This window comes from Actinoplanes octamycinicus (assembly GCF_014205225.1).
Lineage (GTDB): Bacteria > Actinomycetota > Actinomycetes > Mycobacteriales > Micromonosporaceae > Actinoplanes > Actinoplanes octamycinicus.
This window is the reverse complement of record NZ_JACHNB010000001.1, coordinates 7,627,233-7,644,198: the sequence shown is the minus strand read 5'-3', so window position 1 is coordinate 7,644,198 and position 16,966 is coordinate 7,627,233. Positions and strand designations below refer to the sequence as shown.

The 16,966-nt window shown below is 71.9% G+C and carries 16 protein-coding genes; 5 read left to right on the top strand and 11 right to left on the bottom strand.

The window, feature by feature from the left end:
* Nucleotides 1-35 precede the first annotated feature (35 nt).
* Nucleotides 36-1,253, top strand: coding sequence for a HEAT repeat domain-containing protein (locus BJY16_RS34470; RefSeq protein ID WP_185043731.1), 1,218 nt, complete (start codon nt 36-38; stop codon nt 1,251-1,253).
* A gap of 15 nt (nt 1,254-1,268) precedes the next feature.
* Here the strand turns inward: BJY16_RS34470 and BJY16_RS34465 are convergent, their stop codons facing one another.
* Entirely contained in the window at nt 1,269-3,308 is a 2,040-nt protein-coding gene (locus tag BJY16_RS34465; RefSeq protein WP_185043730.1) for a putative bifunctional diguanylate cyclase/phosphodiesterase, read from the bottom strand.
* Between the two features lie 146 nt (nt 3,309-3,454).
* Here BJY16_RS34465 and BJY16_RS34460 point away from each other — a divergent pair, with 146 nt between their 5' ends.
* On the top strand, nt 3,455-4,621 hold the full coding sequence (locus tag BJY16_RS34460; RefSeq protein ID WP_185043729.1) for a branched-chain amino acid ABC transporter substrate-binding protein: 1,167 nt from the start codon (nt 3,455-3,457) through the stop codon (nt 4,619-4,621).
* Nucleotides 4,622-4,630: 9 nt separating this feature from the next.
* Here the strand turns inward: BJY16_RS34460 and ybiA are convergent, their stop codons facing one another.
* The 4 genes from ybiA to BJY16_RS34440 all read right to left on the bottom strand — a co-directional run bounded on the left by ybiA (nt 4,631) and on the right by BJY16_RS34440 (nt 8,970).
* Entirely contained in the window at nt 4,631-5,116 is a 486-nt protein-coding gene (gene ybiA, locus BJY16_RS34455; protein WP_239178016.1) for a riboflavin biosynthesis intermediates N-glycosidase, read from the bottom strand.
* Nucleotides 5,117-5,173: 57 nt separating this feature from the next.
* On the bottom strand, nt 5,174-6,955 hold the full coding sequence (locus BJY16_RS34450) for a flavin-containing monooxygenase (protein WP_185043728.1): 1,782 nt from the start codon (nt 6,953-6,955) through the stop codon (nt 5,174-5,176).
* 96 nt (nt 6,956-7,051) lie between these two features.
* On the bottom strand, nt 7,052-7,675 hold the full coding sequence (locus tag BJY16_RS34445; RefSeq protein WP_185043727.1) for a TetR/AcrR family transcriptional regulator: 624 nt from the start codon (nt 7,673-7,675) through the stop codon (nt 7,052-7,054).
* Nucleotides 7,675-8,970, bottom strand: coding sequence for an MFS transporter (locus tag BJY16_RS34440; protein ID WP_185043726.1), 1,296 nt, complete (start codon nt 8,968-8,970; stop codon nt 7,675-7,677). The genes BJY16_RS34445 and BJY16_RS34440 overlap by 1 nt, the downstream gene beginning before the upstream one ends.
* A 72-nt stretch (nt 8,971-9,042) precedes the next feature.
* Here BJY16_RS34440 and BJY16_RS34435 point away from each other — a divergent pair, with 72 nt between their 5' ends.
* Nucleotides 9,043-9,897, top strand: coding sequence for an ArsR/SmtB family transcription factor (locus BJY16_RS34435; protein WP_239178015.1), 855 nt, complete (start codon nt 9,043-9,045; stop codon nt 9,895-9,897).
* Here BJY16_RS34435 and BJY16_RS34430 read toward each other — a convergent pair.
* Nucleotides 9,884-10,627, bottom strand: coding sequence for a L,D-transpeptidase family protein (locus BJY16_RS34430; RefSeq protein ID WP_185043724.1), 744 nt, complete (start codon nt 10,625-10,627; stop codon nt 9,884-9,886). The genes BJY16_RS34435 and BJY16_RS34430 overlap by 14 nt on opposite strands.
* A 171-nt stretch (nt 10,628-10,798) precedes the next feature.
* Between BJY16_RS34430 and BJY16_RS34425 the strand changes: the two genes are divergently transcribed.
* Complete coding sequence (locus BJY16_RS34425) at nt 10,799-11,170, top strand: hypothetical protein (RefSeq protein WP_185043723.1); 372 nt, start codon at nt 10,799-10,801, stop codon at nt 11,168-11,170.
* Nucleotides 11,171-11,219: 49 nt separating this feature from the next.
* Here the strand turns inward: BJY16_RS34425 and BJY16_RS34420 are convergent, their stop codons facing one another.
* From BJY16_RS34420 to BJY16_RS34405, 4 genes are all read right to left on the bottom strand, one after another.
* Entirely contained in the window at nt 11,220-12,176 is a 957-nt protein-coding gene (locus BJY16_RS34420; protein ID WP_185043722.1) for a hypothetical protein, read from the bottom strand.
* A 66-nt stretch (nt 12,177-12,242) separates the two neighbouring features.
* Nucleotides 12,243-12,896 (bottom strand): HAD family hydrolase, encoded by a 654-nt coding sequence (locus tag BJY16_RS34415; RefSeq protein ID WP_185043721.1) that lies wholly within the window; start codon nt 12,894-12,896, stop codon nt 12,243-12,245.
* A 71-nt stretch (nt 12,897-12,967) separates the two neighbouring features.
* Nucleotides 12,968-13,930: a formylglycine-generating enzyme family protein gene (locus BJY16_RS34410; RefSeq protein ID WP_507762602.1), complete on the bottom strand. Its 963-nt coding sequence runs from the start codon at nt 13,928-13,930 to the stop codon at nt 12,968-12,970.
* Nucleotides 13,927-15,429, bottom strand: coding sequence for an arylsulfatase (locus BJY16_RS34405; RefSeq protein ID WP_185043720.1), 1,503 nt, complete (start codon nt 15,427-15,429; stop codon nt 13,927-13,929). The genes BJY16_RS34410 and BJY16_RS34405 overlap by 4 nt, the downstream gene beginning before the upstream one ends.
* Before the next feature lie 118 nt (nt 15,430-15,547).
* Here BJY16_RS34405 and BJY16_RS34400 point away from each other — a divergent pair, with 118 nt between their 5' ends.
* A complete protein-coding gene (locus BJY16_RS34400) occupies nt 15,548-16,459 on the top strand; it encodes an HAD family hydrolase (RefSeq protein ID WP_203759373.1) in 912 nt (303 codons plus the stop codon).
* A 1-nt stretch (nt 16,460) separates the two neighbouring features.
* On the opposite strand, the gene BJY16_RS34395 is transcribed toward BJY16_RS34400, so the two are convergent.
* Complete coding sequence (locus BJY16_RS34395) at nt 16,461-16,907, bottom strand: helix-turn-helix transcriptional regulator (RefSeq protein ID WP_185043718.1); 447 nt, start codon at nt 16,905-16,907, stop codon at nt 16,461-16,463.
* Nucleotides 16,908-16,966: the final 59 nt, after the last annotated feature.

The following is a 16,966-nucleotide window of genomic DNA, read 5'->3' as shown; positions in this document are numbered from 1 at the left end:
GCCTTTCTGTCACACCCCGCCTCTAGGTTTCTGGCGTGGACGATCAGCTGGCTCGGATCGGCAGGAAACTGGAGACTGCGCGGGATTCGCCGGTGGCGGCGACGGCTTTCGGAGCGGGCAACCACGGTTTCCGGCTCGGGCCACGCCTGCCGGAGAGTGTCGTGGTCGAGTTCGAGGAGCGGCACGAGGTCGAGCTGCCGGTCGCCTACCGCCGCTTTCTCGTCGAGCTGGGAAACGGCGGCGCGGGACCGGGATACGGTCTGACGCCGTTGGAAAAGGCCTGTGGCGGTTGTCGGCCGGGTCATCTGACCCGGCCCAGCCCTTATCTGCCGGGTCGGGACTACGAGTGCGACTGGGTGATCCGGTACGAGGACCCGTGGGGACCGGAGAGCGTGTTCCTACCCGGCACGCTGAACGTCGCCGGTCACGGCTGCTCACTGGTCACCCACATGACGATCACGGGCCCGGCCCGTGGGCGGATGTTCAACCTCGACAGCGGTGGCCTTCCGACGAGAAGCAACGCGCCCGCGATGGTTGCGGACGCCGACTTCCTCGCCTGGTACGAGCGCTGGCTGGACGAGACGCTCGCAGGATCCGAGGTCGGCCAGTCCGGTGTCCGGGTCGCGGCCATGCCGACGCCGCTGGAGGAAGCCGGCCTTCTCGAGGTCCTGGCCGGCGATCCGTCGGCGGAGCGGCGCTCGCACGCGATGCGATCGCTGCTCAGGCGGCCGGTTACCGGCACGAAGGTGTGGGCCGCGATCGAGGTGGCGCTGGACAGCGAGCGCGATCTTTCGGTTCGGGCCGAGCTGGCGGGCGCTCTGGTGCGGCACAACCGGCTTCCGGAGCCGAGGAGGCAGGAGGTCGTCGAACTGATCAGGAGGACCGGCGTCGCCGGGCTGGAGACCTTGGAGTTGCTGGGCGCGCTCACGGCCGAGGACCTGCTGCCGGAGCTGACCCAACCGGACGTCGAGCGTCGGCGATTGGCGACCCGTCTGCTGGGCTGGCGTGTCACCGGCGAAGTTCCGGACGCCGTGGTCACGTCCCTGCTCGGTGACGAGGACCGGCTCGTCCGGGCGCATGCGGTCTTCGCGGCGAACGGAGAGGACCAGTTCGCCCCGCACCTGTGGGCGATGATGGCGACCGAAACCGATCCGTGGGTCCGGATCCTGCTGCACCAGTTCGCGGACGACGAACAGTGGCGTAGGCGGGACGCGTCGACCGGGCAGCAGGCGGACGACGGGCCGCCGTTCTGATGGTTGGTGCCGGGATCACCCGGCGTGTGGTTGAGGGACTCGTTGCCGGGCCGCCGCCTGGCTGGCCCGGGCGCACGCGGCCGGCACCTCGTCGACCGGCACCGGCCGGCTCAGCGCGAAGCCCTGGGCGAGGTCGCAGCCCATCTCGCGGAGCACGGCCAGCGCCTCGAGTTCCTCGACGCCCTCGGCGACAACCGACAGGCCCAGGTTGTGGCCCAGGTCGATGGCGCTGCGGACCAGCACCACGCCGTCGGCGTCCCGGGCCAGGCCCTGCACGAACGACCGGTCGATCTTGAGTTCGTCCGCCGGGAGCTGGCGGAGCTGGGACAGCGAGCTGAATCCGGTGCCGAAGTCGTCGACCGAGATCAGGATGCCCTCCTCGCGGACCTGGCGCAGGACGGTCCGGGCGCGTTCCGGTTCGAGCATCACGCTGCTCTCGGTCAGCTCCAGTTGCAGGGTGCCGTGGGGCAGGTGCACACCGGCCACCGCGTCGCGGATCCGGGGCAGGAAGTCCTCGTGCAGCAGGCACCGCGGCGAGATGTTGACCGACACCGTCAGCGGGTTGTCGGCGGCCGCCCACCGCTCCGCCTGCGCCACCGCGACTTTCAGCAGGTGGTAGGTCAGCGAGATCTCCAGCCCCCGGGACACGGCCATGTCGAGGAACGCCGCGGGCAGCAGCAGTCCCCGGGTCGGGTGGCGCCAGCGCACCAGCGCTTCGACGCCGGCCACCGACCCGTCGGCGATCCGGATCTGCGGCTGGAAGTACAACACCAGCTGGTTCTCCGGGTCGCCGGTGTCCAGCAGCGCGCGAAGCTCCCCGAACAGGCTCATCTCCTCGGGCGCCACGGCGTCCAGGAGCTGGTCGTAGACCGCGACGCCGCCGCCGGCTGCCTTCGCCCGGTACATCGCCGCGTCGGCCTGGCGCAGCAGCTCGTCGTCGGCGACCCCGGTCGTGCCGACGGCAAGACCGATGCTGGCGCTGACCGAGGCCGCGCCGACGTCGAGCAGGAAGTCGTGCCGGATCCGGTCGGAGAGCCCCTCGGCCACCTCGACGGCGGTCGCCAGGTCGGTGACGCCGGGCAGCAGCACCGCGAACTCGTCACCGCCCAGCCGGGCGACCAGGTCGCCGTCGCGGATGCCGGCCCGCAGCCGGTGCCCGGACTCCTGCAGGAGCTGATCGCCGGCCTGGTGACCGAGCGTGTCGTTGACGGCCTTGAAGCCGTCCAAGTCGATGATCATGACGGCCACCTGGTCGCCCCGCCGGTCGGCCGCCACCCGGACCGCATCGCTCAGGCGCTCGTGGAACATCCGCCGGTTCGGCAGGCCGGTCAGCGGATCGTGCAGGGACCGGTGCTCGCTGGCGTCGGCGTCCTGGACCAGGCGGCGCTGGTAGCTCAGCACCAGCCGCCAGATCACACCGACCAGCGTGAGCCCCACCCCGAAACCGACCGACGTGCCGATCAGCATGCGCACCTCGGCGCGTTGCATCTCGTCGGCCTGCCGTTGGGCGCTGGCGTGGTACGCCCGGCTGACGGCGTCCACATCCTGCTGCAGGGTGTAGTAGGACGGCGTGACGCGGAGACTGTCCAGGCTCAGGCTGTCCGGGTCGCGGTCCGCCACCAGTGCGATGAGCTGCTCGGCGTTGGTCCGGTATTCCCGCTGCCGGTCCAGCAGCCGGGCCGCCTCGCGGTCGGCGTCGGGCAGCCCGTGCTGGACCGCGAGGTGCAGCGCCGCGTCCACCGAGTCGGCGGCCTGCAGGAAGCGGCTGAGCACTGCCGAGGACGGCTCCACCTGGTAGTGGCGCAGATTGACCTCTTCGAGGGTGATCGCCCCGCGGGCCTCGCTGAAGTCGGCGTCCACGCGGAGGGCCCGGCTGTGGTCGTGCACCGCCTGGGCGGTCAGCGCCGTGCCGATGATGGTGTACGCGCCGAGTGCCAGCAGCACGCTCGCCAGCGCGGCCGTGGTGTTCACGCTGCCCCGCCGCCGGGACCGGGAGCCGTCGCGGACGGGCGACCGGCGTCCGACGAGTCCGGAGAGCATCCGCCACTGTCTCACGATGTCTCCCTTCGGTCCCTCACCGGTGAGGCCTGGCGGCTGAACCATCGGCCGACCGTCGCGAAACCTGAACCAAGTGCTCAGCACAGACCCCGGGGACGCCGATCAGAGAAGGCGGCGAAAAGCTCCTGCGGGGAGGCACTGTCATGGGCATCGGCCCACGGTTCGGCACTTTGCTCACCGTCCTGGTGCTGGCCGGGTCGGCCGCGCTCGGGGGTTGTGGCGGCGACGACGCGGCCACCTCCACCGCCCCGGCGCCGGCTGCCATCCGGCTGGGCGCCCTGGTGCCGCTGTCCGGCACCAACGCGCAGTCGGGCCGGGAGATGCGCGATGCCGCCCAGATGGCGGTCGACGAGGTCAACGCGGCCGGCGGAGTGCTCGGCCGGAAGGTGGAGTTGCTGGTCCTGGACGACGCCTGCGACCCGGGCACCGCCGTGGTGAAGGCCAACGATCTGGTGGCGCAGGACATCACGGTCTCGGTCGGCGGCTACTGCAGCAGCGCCACCGTGCCCACCCTGAAGGTCTTCCGGGACGCCGGCGTGCCGATGGTGATCGCCCTGGCCACCTCCACCGACCTGCTGGTGCCGAAGTACGACAGCGTCTTCCTGATCAGTGGCACGGTCACTGCCGAGGGCGTCTTCGCAGCCCAGGCGATGCGCCGGATGGGCAGCAAGCGGCTGGTCATCGTCAACGACGGCACCAGCTTCCCGGTCACCCTCGGCCGGACGACCGCCGAGGCGGCCGCCGAGCCCGGTGTGGGTATCGAGACGGTCGCCACCCACGAACTCAGTCAGGGTGCGCCGTCGTACGCGCGGCTGGCCAAGCAGATCGTCGGCGAGAAAGTCGACACGGTGTACTTCACCGGCTATTACGGAGAGGCCAACCAGCTGATCAAGGATCTGCGGACCGCCGGGTTCGACGGCCGGATCTTCGTCGGTGACGGCGCGACGGACGGGCCGCTGCTCACCGGGCTGACCGCCGCGCAGACCAAGGACGTGTACGGGACCGCGTTGATGATGCCGGCGCTCATGCCGTCACTGGCCGAGTGGTCGAAGCGATTCGCGCAGGTAACCGGGCGGCAGCCCGGCGCGGGCGGACCGGAGTCCTACGACGCCGTCAAGGTGGCCGTCGACGCGATCAAGCGGGCCGGTTCGGTCGACCGCGCCGCCGTGCGTGCCGCGATCGCCGCCACGCCGGACCTGCCGCTGCTGTCCGGGACGGTCAAGTTCAACGCCGACGGCACCCGGGAGAACCCGGTCTTCCTGCTGCTGGAGGTCCGGGACGGAAAGCTGGCGGAGATCCCGGCGGGCTGACGAGGGCCGTCATGACCCCTGGTGACGGGGATCGGTGCGCAGCTGGGTGCGGGTGCGCATCAGGATGCGGCCGAGCATGTTCTTGCCGGTGCCGCTGCGGCCCCGGCCCCAGTAGTGGTCGGTGCCGGTGTCCTCGACGATCTCGGCGTCGCCGGTGTCCAGCAGGATGGCGCGGATGTCGGCGTGGGCGGCGAACTTGGCCGCGACGGCCCGGCGCATCACGTCGTCCTTGACCCGCTCCCAGTCGCGGCGCAGCGGCCGGGACCGGTCGCGTCCCAGTTCGGCGGCGCGCAGCGGGGTGGCCGCCCGGCGGATCAGGTCGGCGTGCCGGGTGCCGGCGAACTTCTGGGCCTGGAAGTAGTGCTCGGACGTCGGCCACCAGTGCCCGTCGAGGTCGAAGCCGTGCGCGGAGAAGTTGGAGAAGCAGCCGTACGGAACCTCGTCGGCGCCGTAGAAATAGATCGTCACCTTGGCCTCGCGGTAGGGGACCCCCACGGTGCCACACCGCCAGGTCGGTACGCCGGGCGGCTCCCCGGCGTACCGAAAATGGGGTTAATCGGTCACCAGGACCTGGTCCATCCCGCCCTCCGCGCGCCAGCTGCGCAGCAGCTCGTGGAAGACCACCGGTCCCGGGCCGAACGAGTTGTTGACCGGCCGCGGCTTGCCTTCGCCGTTGTAGTAGCCGGGCGTGCACTCCGCCTGGAACTTGAAGTTGTCCGGCGCCGTCTCGCGGATCGTGGCGAGCCACGCCTCCTCCGCCTCCAGCGTCGGCTCGACCCGGCGGGCCCCGCGCCGCTCCGCCTCGGCGACCACCGCGGCGATGTGGGTGGCCTGCTCCTGCAGGACGTGGACGAAGTTGACGGCGGCGGCGTTCTGCAGCGCGCCCAGGTGGAACAGGTTCGGGAAGCCGTGCGTGTAGAAGCCGTGCAGGGTACGCGGCCCGCGCGCCCAGTAGTGCAGCAGCTGCTGCCCGTCCCGCCCGTGGACCGGCAGGGTGCCGGAGACGACGCCGGAGATGCCGACCTCGAAGCCGGTGGCGAAGATGACGCAGTCGACCTGGTACTCCTGCTCGCCGACCAGGATCCCGGACGAGGTCATCGCGGTGATCCCGCCGAAGTCCGCGGTGTCCACCAGGGTGACGTTCGGCCGGTTGAAGGTCTGCAGGTAGAAGTCGCTGAAGGTGGGCCGCTTGCACATGTAGCGGTACCACGGCTTGAGCGCCTCGGCGGTGGCCGGATCCTCGACGATCTCGTCGACCCGGGCCCGGATCTCGTCCATCTTGCGGAAGTCGGCCAGCTCGTCGAGGTAGTCCCGCTCCTCGGCGGTGATCGTGCTGTCCAGCGTGCCGGTGAGCAGCTGCCGCTGCAGCTTGGCGGTGGCGGTCCAGCCGTCGGCGATCAGGTCCTGGTCGGCGTGACCGCCGGTGACGATGGTCAGGAAGTTGTCCAGGCGTTCCTGCTGCCAGCCGGGCTGCAGGGTGGCGGCCCACTCCGGGTCGATCGGCCGGTTGCCGCGGAAGTCGACGGTGGACGGGGTGCGCTGGAAGACGTACAGGTGCTCGGCGGCCTCGGCGACGTGCGGGATCACCTGGATGCCGGTGGCGCCGGTGCCGACCACCGCGACCCGCTTGCCGGTCAGGTCGTAGTGCTGGTCCCAGCGGCTGGTGTGGAAGGTGTGCCCGGAGAACTTCTCGATGCCTGGGACGCCGGGCAGTTTCGGCTGGGTGAGGGTGCCGGAGGAGACGGTCACGTACCGGGTCTGGAACTCGTCGCCGCGGTCGGTCCGCACCGTCCACAGGCTGGCCTCGTCGTCCCAGCGCAGCTCGACGACCCGGGTGTGGAAGAGGGCGCCGGAGTAGAGGTCGAACTTCTCGGCGATCGCCATGCAGTGCTGCCGGATCTCCTCACCCGGGGCGTACCGCCACTTCGGGACGTAGCCGACCTCCTCCAGCAGCGGCAGGTAGACGGTCGACTCGATGTCGCAGTGGATGCCGGGGTAGCGGTTCCAGTACCAGGTGCCGCCGAAGTCGCCGGCCTCGTCGATCACCCGGATGTCCTTGACGCCGGCCTGCCGCAGCCGCGCGCCGGTGAGCAGGCCGCCGAAGCCGCCGCCGATGACGACCGCGTCGACCCGGTCGTGCCGGCTCGCCCGCTCGGCCCACGGGGTGTACGGATCCTTGGCGTAGTAGCCGAACTCACCGGCCGCCCGCCGGTACTGCGCGGTGCCTTCCGGACGGATCCGGCGGTCACGTTCGTGCTGGTACCGGGCGCGCAGGGCAGCGAGCTCGTCGGGCCGGTAACGGTGGGGCTGACCGCTAAGGGGGGTGGGGGACATGGGTGGGCCCTTTCACGGGGTTCGTCCGGTACGGGGTAGCCAACCGAAGGCCCGAATTTAAAGCAACTGCTTGATCCAATGTGTGATCTAGGCCACTTACTGGTGGGTCGGGGCCCGATAAAGGCCATCGATCGCATCGATGAGCGCGGCTGCCGTGGCCGACCATCCGACCGTGCCGGCCCGCTCACGCTGCGCGCAGAAATGCACGATCAGCGTGTGCGCCATGTCGTCCCGCTCGCGGCGCACCGCCTCCGGCAGATCGGGCAGGCACCGGTGCAGCGCGTCGAGCACGGCCAGGAACATCGGCGCCTCGGCGATCTCGGCGGCGGCCAGCTCGCGCAGGGTCGGCTCGGTCATCAGCTGGGCGGCGAACCGGGCGTACCAGCTCGGACTGCCCAGCGCTTCCAGGTGGTCGGTGATCGAGCGGACCACGCAGGTCACCCAGTCGCGCACCTCGCCGCTGCCGGCGTAGCGCTCCAGCAGCCCGCGGCGGATCTCCTCCATCGGGCCGGCGTGCCGCCGGACGATCGCCCGGACCAGATCGGACTTGGTGCCGAAGTGATAGTTGACCGCGGCGTTGTTGCCCTGCCCGGACGCCTCGCTGATCTGCCGGTTGGAGACCGAGGCGACCCCGTGCTCGGCGAAGAGGCGCTCGGCGGTGCGCAGCATGCGGTCCCGGGTCTGCTCGACCTGTTTGCTGCGGACCCGGCGGCTGCTCATCATGGCCTTCGATCGGGGCGAGTGATCGAACCAGAATAGAGTGATGTCAACCACGCTCGGTCGCGGGCACGCTTCGGGTCCGCCCTTCGTGCGGCCCCTGCGCTTGCGGTACGACCGTCTGCGCCTCCCGTGCTGCGCAACGGTGACCGGGCGATCGGCACCCAGACGAGCGCCAGCGCGGCGCACGCCACCCCGGCGGCGGTCCGGGGACCGGCCTGCTCCCCGATGAGTCCGGCGGTCCCGGCGCCGAGCGTGAGCGCCCCACTGAAGATCACCCGGAGAGTGCCGTTGACCCGGCCGAGCAGCGCCGGCGGCGTCACGAGCTGGCGGAACGACATCAGCACCACGCTGTCGTAGCCCACCTTGAAAATCACCGCCGCCCAGGCGGCCGCGGCGAGCGCCACCGGCACCGGCCGGCCGGCGAACGGCAGCAGCAGCGCGGCGGGCACGATGGCCAGCCCGGTCGCGATCACCGAGCGGCCCCTCGGCAGCCGTTTCGCCACCACGGCGGCGAGCAGACCACCGACGCCGCCGGCGCTCAGGAACAGGCTCAGGGTGCGTCCCTGCTCCAGCAGCAGCGGAAGCATCGCCACGACGCCCGCGATCGCGAAGTTCACCAGCGCGCCGGCGGTCGCGATCGCCCGCAGGGTGCGGTCCCGCCGGACGAACGACAGGCCCTCGCGGACCTCGGCCACCAGCGACCGGGGCGCCGCCGCCGGACGCGGCTCCGGTTGCCGGATGCGCCGGATCCACAGCGCCGACCACAGGTAGCCGAACGCCGTCACCACCAGGACCGTCGACGCGGTCCAGAGGCCGATCAACCAGCCGGCCAGCGCCGGGCCGCCGATCAGCGCCAGCTGGTCCACCGTGGCCAGCCGGCCGTTGGCCCGGACCAGGCGCCCGCCGTCGGCGCCGCCGAGCAGATCCGGCAGGTGACTCTGCATCGCGACGTCGAAGAAGACCGTGGCGACGCCGTTCAGGAACACCACCACCCAGAGGTACGGCATGGTCAGCGCCGACGCGGCGGCCACCAGCGGCACCGAACCGAGCAGCGCGAACCGGACCAGGTCCATGGCGATCATGACCGGCCGCCGGGCGATCCGGTCCAGCCAGGCCCCGGCGGGCAGCCCGAGCAGCAGGAACGGCGCGGTCCCGGCGGCCGCCAGGGAACCGGCCGCGCCGGGCCCGGCGCCGAGCGAGGTGATCGCGACGAGCGGGATCGCCACCTTGGCGAGGTTGACACCCCACTTGGCGGCGACCGCGGCGATCAGATAGCGGGTGAAGTCACGTGGCATGCCCGGCAGCTTCGGCGCCGGGCCCCGGTCCGCTCCAACGATTCGGTCTAGAGTGAATCCTCGATGCTACGGATGTCGATGTCGGCGGCCGACCTGGCCGGGGTCCGGTTCGCGATCTCGCCCGCCTGGGAGGTGGTCGCGAGCCTGCGGGTGCTGCGCGATCCGGGCGCGCACGCGGTGCACCTGCCGTGGGTGACCCGGCACCGGGACGCCGTGCTGGCCGCTGCGGGCCTGCGGGAGCTGCGCGACCTGGTGCTCACCCCGGAGCGGCACCTGCCCGGGTTCCTCGCCCCGGTGCCGCACACGCCGGTCGCCGACCCGCGGGCCGAGTTCGCGGCGGTGGACGGGTACGGCGACCAGATGCGCGCCTACTGGGACCTGGCCCTCGCGCCGTACTGGGACCGGATGCGCGGGATCCTCGAGGCCGACGTGATGTACCGGGCGCGCCGGTTGGCCGACGCCGGTCCGCAGGCGATGTTCGCCGAGCTCGACGCGGCGATCTCCTGGACGGACGGCGTCCTGTCCGTCGACCGGCCCGGCCTGGACCTCGAGTACCTGCTCGGCGGACGCGGCCTGGTGCTGGTCCCGTCGCTGTTCGCCTGGCCGCACGTCTACGTCAAGGCCGCCGAGCCGTGGGCGCCGGTGCTCCGCTACCCGGCGCGGGGGGTCGGCGCGATGTGGCACGACGCGCCGCCCGCCGCCGACCTCGCGGCGGTGCTCGGCCGGGCCCGGGCCACCCTGCTGGCCGAGCTGGCGACACCGTCGACCACCACGTCGCTGGCCCGGCGCACCGGGCTGGCCCCGGGCGGCGTGTCCGCGCACCTGGCCCGGCTGGTGACCGCCGGTTTGGCCGCCCGGCAGCGGGCCGGGCGGCAGGTCTTCTACGTGCGCACGGCGCGCGGCGACGCGCTGGTCACGCCCGGGTGATCACCGCGGCCGGGCCCATCACGATCCGCGGATGCTGGGTCGGGCGCAGCCACTTGAGCAGCCGGACCATGTCCGTCCGGCGGACCGACACGCAGCCGGCGGTCGAGCCCTTGCCGTTGACGTGCAGGAAGACCGCTGAGCCGCGGCCCACGTGGGACGGCGTCGCGGTGACGTACTCGCCGAGCTTGGCGTTCCAGTGCACGCCGGCCGGCCGGTTGAAGTTGATCACGGCGGCGTAGGCGTACTGGGTCGGGTAGGCGGCCAGCCGCTCGGCCTGGGAGATCCGCCAGGTGCGGTGCTTCGACGCGGACGGCTGGAAGACGTTGTAGGTCTTCGGGTCCCGGCGGTCGCCGACCCAGTAGTCGTTCGCGTCGACCTTCCGGTACGGCAACCGCGTCCCCGGGTCGGCCCGCACGCCGAACGCCCGGGTGATGGTGAACGTGCCGACCGGCGTCGTCCCGGTGTTCTGCACCCGCTGCGCCGCCCAGACCCAGCCGCCGTAACCGCTGCGGGCCGGCATCGCGCCGAACACCTGCCGCCACTTGCCGTCCGGCCCGCGCTGGTAGGCGCGCAGCGTGGCGTGACTGGACGACCAGCCGGCGCCGGACACCACGATCAACTGCCGGGCGTTGCCGACGTGCGCCAGCCGGTCCGGCACCGAGGCGGCGGCCGGGGTGCCGGGCAGCAGGACCGCCAGCAGCACCAGCGCCAGCAGCACGGCCCGCTTCATCGGGCTCACGCTACCGGCTCCGGCGGGCGGGCGTCACCCGGGAGCGGTACCCGCGGCGTGGCGCGCCGCCGCGTCCCGAATGCCGGGAGCGGTGGTGGCATAGTTCCGTTTCGTCCGTAAAGCGAGTATTTGCGGACTTTCTTCATATTCGTGCCACGAAAGGACCCCCCCATGAAGCACTCGATCAAGCTGGCCCTGGTCATCGGCACGCTGGCGGTCGGTTTCGCCGCTCCGGCCACCGCCGCTCCCGCGATGTCGTCCGGGAACGGCAACAAGAACTACACCTGCACCAACCAGGGCGGCGGCAAGGACCACAAGGTCAACTGCGTCGGCACGGTGAACGACAACAACGTCACGGTGACCGTCGGCGACGTGAACGTGCTGAGCGGCACCCAGCTGGTCGCCCTGCAGAACGTGCTGAACAACGCCGGCGTGGACGTCACGGTGATCAAGACCGCCGTCGCCGGCTTCTACCTGACCAACCTCGGCAAGTCGCTCGACCTGGACGTCATCACGGTCTGCCTCGTCTCGAACTGCAGCTGACCCAGCCCCGGTGGACCGCGCCCGCGACTGGGCGCGGTCACCGCGGGGATCAGGCCCGCCGGGTCGTCCGCCATGCTCGGCGGGCGGCGGTGATGGGTGGCAGGAAGCAGCCGGCGACGATTGCCAGCAGCGGCAGCAGGGACAGGATGGCGAGCGGCTCGGCGCCGTAGATCACGAAGCCGCCCCAGTACACCGACGGGCCCGGGCCGTCGCGATCGGTGCTGGCGAGCAGGGAACCGGTCGTGGTGGGGACGTTGCCCAGGCAGGCGGGGGCGAGCATGAGCAGCGTGACGGAGCAGAGCGTCACGTACGTCCACTGCATCCCCCGGCCGTGCCGCCGCCAGCGCCACGAGGTGATCAATCCCAGCAGTGCACCGAGCAGCGCGCCGGCCACCCCGCCGGCGACGGTGTCGCGCAGGTGGCCGGGCGGCTCGGCCCACATCAGAGCGAACTCCAGGGTGGCCGGATTGAACTCGTCGCCCCGGGAGAACTGCACCGCGGCCAGATACCCGTCGCGCGTGCCGGTCACCTCGACGGTCCCCATCGGCAGGGTTCGAACCGTGCTCCGCACGTCCCGCCAGCCGCCGGCCCGCATCCGCTCGACGACGGCGGCCGCGACCTCCGTCGGGCGGGCTCCCGCCGGCGCGGTGCCGGTCACGGTGGCCCGGCCGGCCCGCACCCCGGTGCCGCCGTGCAGGGTGTGCTCGCTGTACGGGTTCCAGAAGGTGTGCCGCCCGTAGTAGTCGACCCGGTCGTCGAAGGCGCCCGGCAGGACGGTGGGCGCCAGCCGGATCGCGGTGGCCCGGCCCGGTGCCAGCGCGTCCACGTCGCGCCACGCCAGCCAGGACCCGAGCGCGATCCCGCTCAGCCCGCCGACCAGCGCCGCGAGCCCCGCGACCACGAACGCCCGCGCGCCGAACGCCGCGACCCACCGGCCGAGCCCACCCCGCCGAGGCGGCGCCGCCTGCCGCGACAGCTCCAGACCACCGGCGTCGAGTAGCGTCATGGTCGGCAATATACGGACCGGGTCCCACGGCCGGTGGGGTTCACCTGGGGACGATCCGGGAGGACGTCACAGGGCCTCGACGATCGGGACGATCTCCGGGAAGGTGCTGACCGCGGCGGTGACGTGGCGGGGGTCGAAGTCGGTCAGGCGGCGGACGCCGCTCTGCAGGCAGGCGACGAAACGGATCCCGGCGCCGGCGGCGGCGACCGCGTCGCCCGGGGAATCGCCGATGTAGACGCACTGGTCCGGGCTCAGGCCGGTCTCGGCGAGCAGCTCGTCGAAGACCCGCGGGTCCGGTTTGTGGAAGCGGGTGTTGTCCTGGTGGTAGGCGCCGGTGACCCGGCCGGCCAGCAGGTGGTCCGGTTCGAGCAGGTGCGCGACCTCCTCGCCGGTCCGTGAGGTGAGCAGCAGGACGGTCCGGCCGCCGAGGACCAGGCGGTCCAGGGCGGCCAGGTTCTCCGGGGGGATCACGTCGAGCCGGCCGTCGGCCAGGTAGCGCTGGTTGTGGATCCGGAACAGCTCGGCGAACCGGTCCAGGTCCAGCCCGGGGGAGCGGCGCCGCATGGCGTCGAGCAGTTTCTCGCCCCAGGTGGCCAGGTGCACCTCGCGCGACATGGGCGGGCGGCCCATTTCGGCGAGCACCTCGTTCTCCAGCGCGAACGAGGCCGCCTCGGTCAGGCACAGAGTGTCGTCGAAGTCCACGACCACTGCTCGGATCATGGTGACAGCCTAGGGTGAACCGCTTGCGGCCTCGCGCTCGGTGGACTTCGGACGGCTCGACGAGAAACGTCCTATGCCTCCGGGGCCGGCACCGCCACACAGCGGAAGCCGACGTGGCTCATCCCGGTGTCGACCATGTGCGGCCGGCGGGCGGCGGGTCGGTAGCGCAAGCAGTAGCTGTCCGCGCAGAGGAACGAGCCGCCCTTGATCACCTTGCGCGGGATCCGGATCTGCGGCTGGGCGGGGTCGTAACTGTCGGCCGGCCGGCCGCCGCGCGGGTCACGGGGCAGGCAGCAGGCGGCGTAGCCGGCCCAGCGGTCCTCGGTGTACCAGTCCCGCGTCCACTCCCAGACGTTGCCGGCCATGTCGACCAGGCCGTAGCCGTTGGGCGGGAACGAGCCGACCGGCGCGGTCCGGCCGTATCCGCTCTCCGCCCGCCACGGGAAGTCGCCGTGCCAGTAGTTCGCCTGCCGACGGCTGGGCCGCTCGGGCGCGTTCCCCCAGGTGTAGGTGGCGCCGTCGAGGCCGCCGCGGGCCGCGTGCTCCCACTGCGCCTCGGTCGGCAGGGCCAGGCCGGCCCAGGTCGCGTAGGCGTCGGCGTCCTCGTACGCGACGTGCACCACCGGGTGACCGGCGCGGCCAGCCAGGTTGCTGCCCGGTCCCTCCGGGCGGCGCCAGGACGCGCCCGGCGTCCATCGCCACCACTGGCTCAGGTGGCGCAGGTCGACCGGGCCGGGCGTGCCGACGAACACCATCGATCCGGGCACCAGGTTCTCCGCCGGGGCGCCGGGGAAGTCGGCCGGGTCCAGCGGCCGCTCGGCGACCGTCCGGTAGCCGGTCGCGGCGACGAACGCGGTGAACGCGGCGTTGGTCACCGTCGTCCGGCACATCCAGAAGCCACCGACCTCGACGTCGCGGGCCGGCGCCTCCTCCGGATAGTGGTCGTCGGAGCCCATCCGGAAGGTGCCCCCGGGGATCCACCGCATGTCCTCGGCCGGCGGGGCGCCGGCCGGGACGGTGGCCGCGGCGGTCACGCGCTGGGGATGCCGGCCTGCAGCTTGGCCAGCACCTGTTCCAGGCTGAAGCTCGCCGGTTTCTGCCGGCGCGGGAACTCGCCGAAGCTCTGCAGCATGCTGAAGACGAACGACTGCATCGGCACGGCCAGCCAGGCGTGGTCGAGCAGCCAGTCGTAGTAGGTGTTCGAGGTGGTGTCGGCCCGCTCGTAGGGATCGGTCCGCAGATTGAAGATCTTCGGTACGCGCAGCTCGGTGAAGGGCTCGGCCCACACCCGCAGCGTGCCGGTGGCGCGCTGCTCCAGGAAGACCAGCTTCCAGTTGCCGTACCGGACCGCGGTCAGGTCACCGTCGTCGGAGACGTAGAAGAAGTGCTCCCGCGCGCTCGACTCCACCTGACCGGTCAGGTACGGCAACTGGTCGTGCCCGTCGAGGTGCACGTGATAGCGGGTTCCGTCGAGGTCGGCGCCGGCCCGGAGCCGGTCGGCGATGTCCGGCACCCCGGCCGCGGCGAGCAGGGTCGGGAACCAGTCGGCGTGGCTCATGATGTCGTTGAGCACCGTCCCCGGCGCGATCCGCCCCGGCCAGCGCACCACCGACGGCACCCGGTAGGCGCCCTCCCAGTTGGTGTTCTTCTCCCCGCGGAACGGGGTCATCCCGGCGTCCGGCCAGGTGTTCATGTGCGGCCCGTTGTCGGTCGAGTAGACGACGATCGTGTCGTCGGCGATGCCCAGCTCGTCGAGCAGTCCGAGCAGCTCACCGACCAGTTTGTCGTGGTCGATCATCGTGTCGTGGTAATCCGACTGCCACCGCCCGGCCTGCCCCCGGCTCTCCGGCTTGACGTGGGTGCGGAAATGCATGTGGGTCGCGTTGAACCAGACGAAGAACGGCTGCTCGGCGCCGGCCTTGTCGCGGATGAAGGTGGCCGCGGCGGCGAGGAACTCCTCGTCGACGGTCTCCATCCGCTTGCGGGTCAGCGGGCCGGTGTCCTCGATCCGCTGGCTGCCGTCCTTGCCCGCCCAGGAGTGGATCACGCCGCGCGGGCCGAACCGCTGGTGGAACTCCGGGAAGTCCTCCGGCCGTGGATAGTCCTGCTGCTCCGGCTCCTCCTCGGCGTTCAGGTGATACAGGTTGCCGAAGAACTCGTCGAAGCCGTGCACCGTCGGCAGGTGCTCGTCCCGGTCACCGAGGTGGTTCTTGCCGAACTGGCCGGTCGCGTACCCGTGTGCCCTGAGCGCGGTCGCGATCGTCGGGTCCTCGGCCTGGATGCCCACGGTCGCCCCGGGCATGCCCACCTTGGTCAGCCCGGTCCGGATCGGGTTCTGCCCGCAGATGAAGGCGGCCCGCCCGGCCGTGCAGCTCTGCTCGCCGTAGTAGTCGGTGAACCGGGCGCCCTCCTCGGCGATCCGGTCGATGTTCGGCGTCCGGTAGCCCATCAACCCGTCGCTGTAGCAGCTCAGATTCGAGATACCGATGTCGTCGCCCCAGATCACCAGGATGTTCGGCCGGTCGGTCGGCATGGCCAGCTCCCCGTCTTCTCGACTGCGTGGCGGACCCAGTCAATCCGAGCCGCGGTGGTGCCCGCCTCACCCCGCCCGGGTGAGGCGGACACCGTTCCGGCTGCCCGATGGTCGGAGGGTGACGGAGGCATTGGCGAGCTGGCGGGACGGGGACACGAAGCGGGCGATCCTGGAGTTCGTCCGGACGGTGGTGGCCGAGGTGCCGGTCGAGGAGCGGGTCGCCGTCTTCGACAACGACGGCACGCTGTGGTGCGAGAAGCCGATGCCGATCCAGCTGGACTTCATCCTGCGACGGCTGACCGCGATGGCCGAGGCCGACCCGGCGCTGCGCGGCCGCCAGCCGTGGCAGGCCGCGTACGAACAGGATCATGCCTGGCTGGCCGGGGTGCTGACCGAGCACTACGCGGGTGACGACCGCGACGTACGAGTGCTCGCGGCCGGCGTCCTCGCCGCCTACGACGGGATCAGCGTCGAGGAGTTCGAGGAGCAGTCCGAGCGGTTCCTGCGCGAGACCAAGCACCCCACGCTCGGCCGTGAATACCTGCGCTGCACCTACGCGCCGATGGTCGACCTGCTCGACCTGCTCGCCGGCAACGGCTTCACCACCTACATCGCCTCCGGCGGCGGCCGTGACTTCATGCGCCCGATCAGCCGGGAGGTGTACGGCATCCCCCGCGAGCGGGTGATCGGCAGTGCGGTCGCGCTGGAGTACCGGCCGGACGAGCGGGGCGGGACGATCATCCACCGGGCCGAGGCCGACTATCTGGACGACGGTCCGCAGAAGCCGATCCGGATCTGGAGCCGTGCCGGGCGCCGGCCGCTGCTCGCCGCGGGCAACTCCAACGGCGACCTCGCCATGCTCCACTTCGCCCAGCGCCCCGGGAAGCCGTCGCTGCGGCTGCTGGTCAAGCACGACGACGCGGAGCGGGAGTTCGACTACGTCGCCGGGTCGGAGCAGGCGCTGGCCGAGGCGGACCGGCGGGGCTGGACGGTGGTCAGCATCCGGGACGACTGGGTGGCGGTCTTCTAGTCTAGGCCCAGCCACGGGTGGCGGCGTGCCAGCCGAGCTGCAGCCGGGTGTGTACCCCGGCCTTCGTCATCAGCTGGTGGATGCGGCGCTGCACGGTGCGCAGCGAGAGGCCGAGCCGGCCCGCGACGGCCTGGTCGGTGAGCCCGCTGAGCAGCAACGACAGCAGCCGCCGGTCGACCTCGTCGAGCTCCTCGCCGGCGGCGCCGGGCGCCACCGGGTAGCCGCGCTCCCAGAGCACGTCGTAGAAGGCGAGCATCGCGTCGAGCAGTCCGCTGGGATGGATCAGCACCGAGGCGGGTGCGGTGTGCTCGTTGTGCCGCAGCGGCAGCATCGCCGCGTGCCCGCCGCCGCGGCGTCGGGCGCCGGACAGCAGCAGGAGGGCGACGACGCCGGCCACCGGGGCGGTCAGCGCGCGTCGGGATCGTCGCCCGGAGGGGAGGAGACTCATGGTCAACGGTCTATCGGCCGCCGCCCCGCCGCGGAAGCCTCCGGCGCTGGCGGGGACGC

Excerpts from the sequence above, each read along its gene's own strand:
- BJY16_RS34460 (WP_185043729.1), top strand. The coding sequence starts at position 3,455 with ATGGGCATCGGCCCACGGTTCGGCACTTTGCTCACCGTCCTGGTGCTG.
- BJY16_RS34450 (WP_185043728.1), bottom strand. The coding sequence starts at position 6,955 with ATGTCCCCCACCCCCCTTAGCGGTCAGCCCCACCGTTACCGGCCCGAC.
- BJY16_RS34445 (WP_185043727.1), bottom strand. The coding sequence starts at position 7,675 with ATGAGCAGCCGCCGGGTCCGCAGCAAACAGGTCGAGCAGACCCGGGAC.
- BJY16_RS34440 (WP_185043726.1), bottom strand. The coding sequence starts at position 8,970 with ATGCCACGTGACTTCACCCGCTATCTGATCGCCGCGGTCGCCGCCAAG.
- BJY16_RS34435 (WP_239178015.1), top strand. The coding sequence starts at position 9,043 with ATGTCGATGTCGGCGGCCGACCTGGCCGGGGTCCGGTTCGCGATCTCG.
- BJY16_RS34430 (WP_185043724.1), bottom strand. The coding sequence starts at position 10,627 with ATGAAGCGGGCCGTGCTGCTGGCGCTGGTGCTGCTGGCGGTCCTGCTG.
- BJY16_RS34425 (WP_185043723.1), top strand. The coding sequence starts at position 10,799 with ATGAAGCACTCGATCAAGCTGGCCCTGGTCATCGGCACGCTGGCGGTC.
- BJY16_RS34420 (WP_185043722.1), bottom strand. The coding sequence starts at position 12,176 with ATGACGCTACTCGACGCCGGTGGTCTGGAGCTGTCGCGGCAGGCGGCG.
- BJY16_RS34415 (WP_185043721.1), bottom strand. The coding sequence starts at position 12,896 with ATGATCCGAGCAGTGGTCGTGGACTTCGACGACACTCTGTGCCTGACC.
- BJY16_RS34405 (WP_185043720.1), bottom strand. The coding sequence starts at position 15,429 with ATGCCGACCGACCGGCCGAACATCCTGGTGATCTGGGGCGACGACATC.
- BJY16_RS34395 (WP_185043718.1), bottom strand. The coding sequence starts at position 16,907 with ATGAGTCTCCTCCCCTCCGGGCGACGATCCCGACGCGCGCTGACCGCC.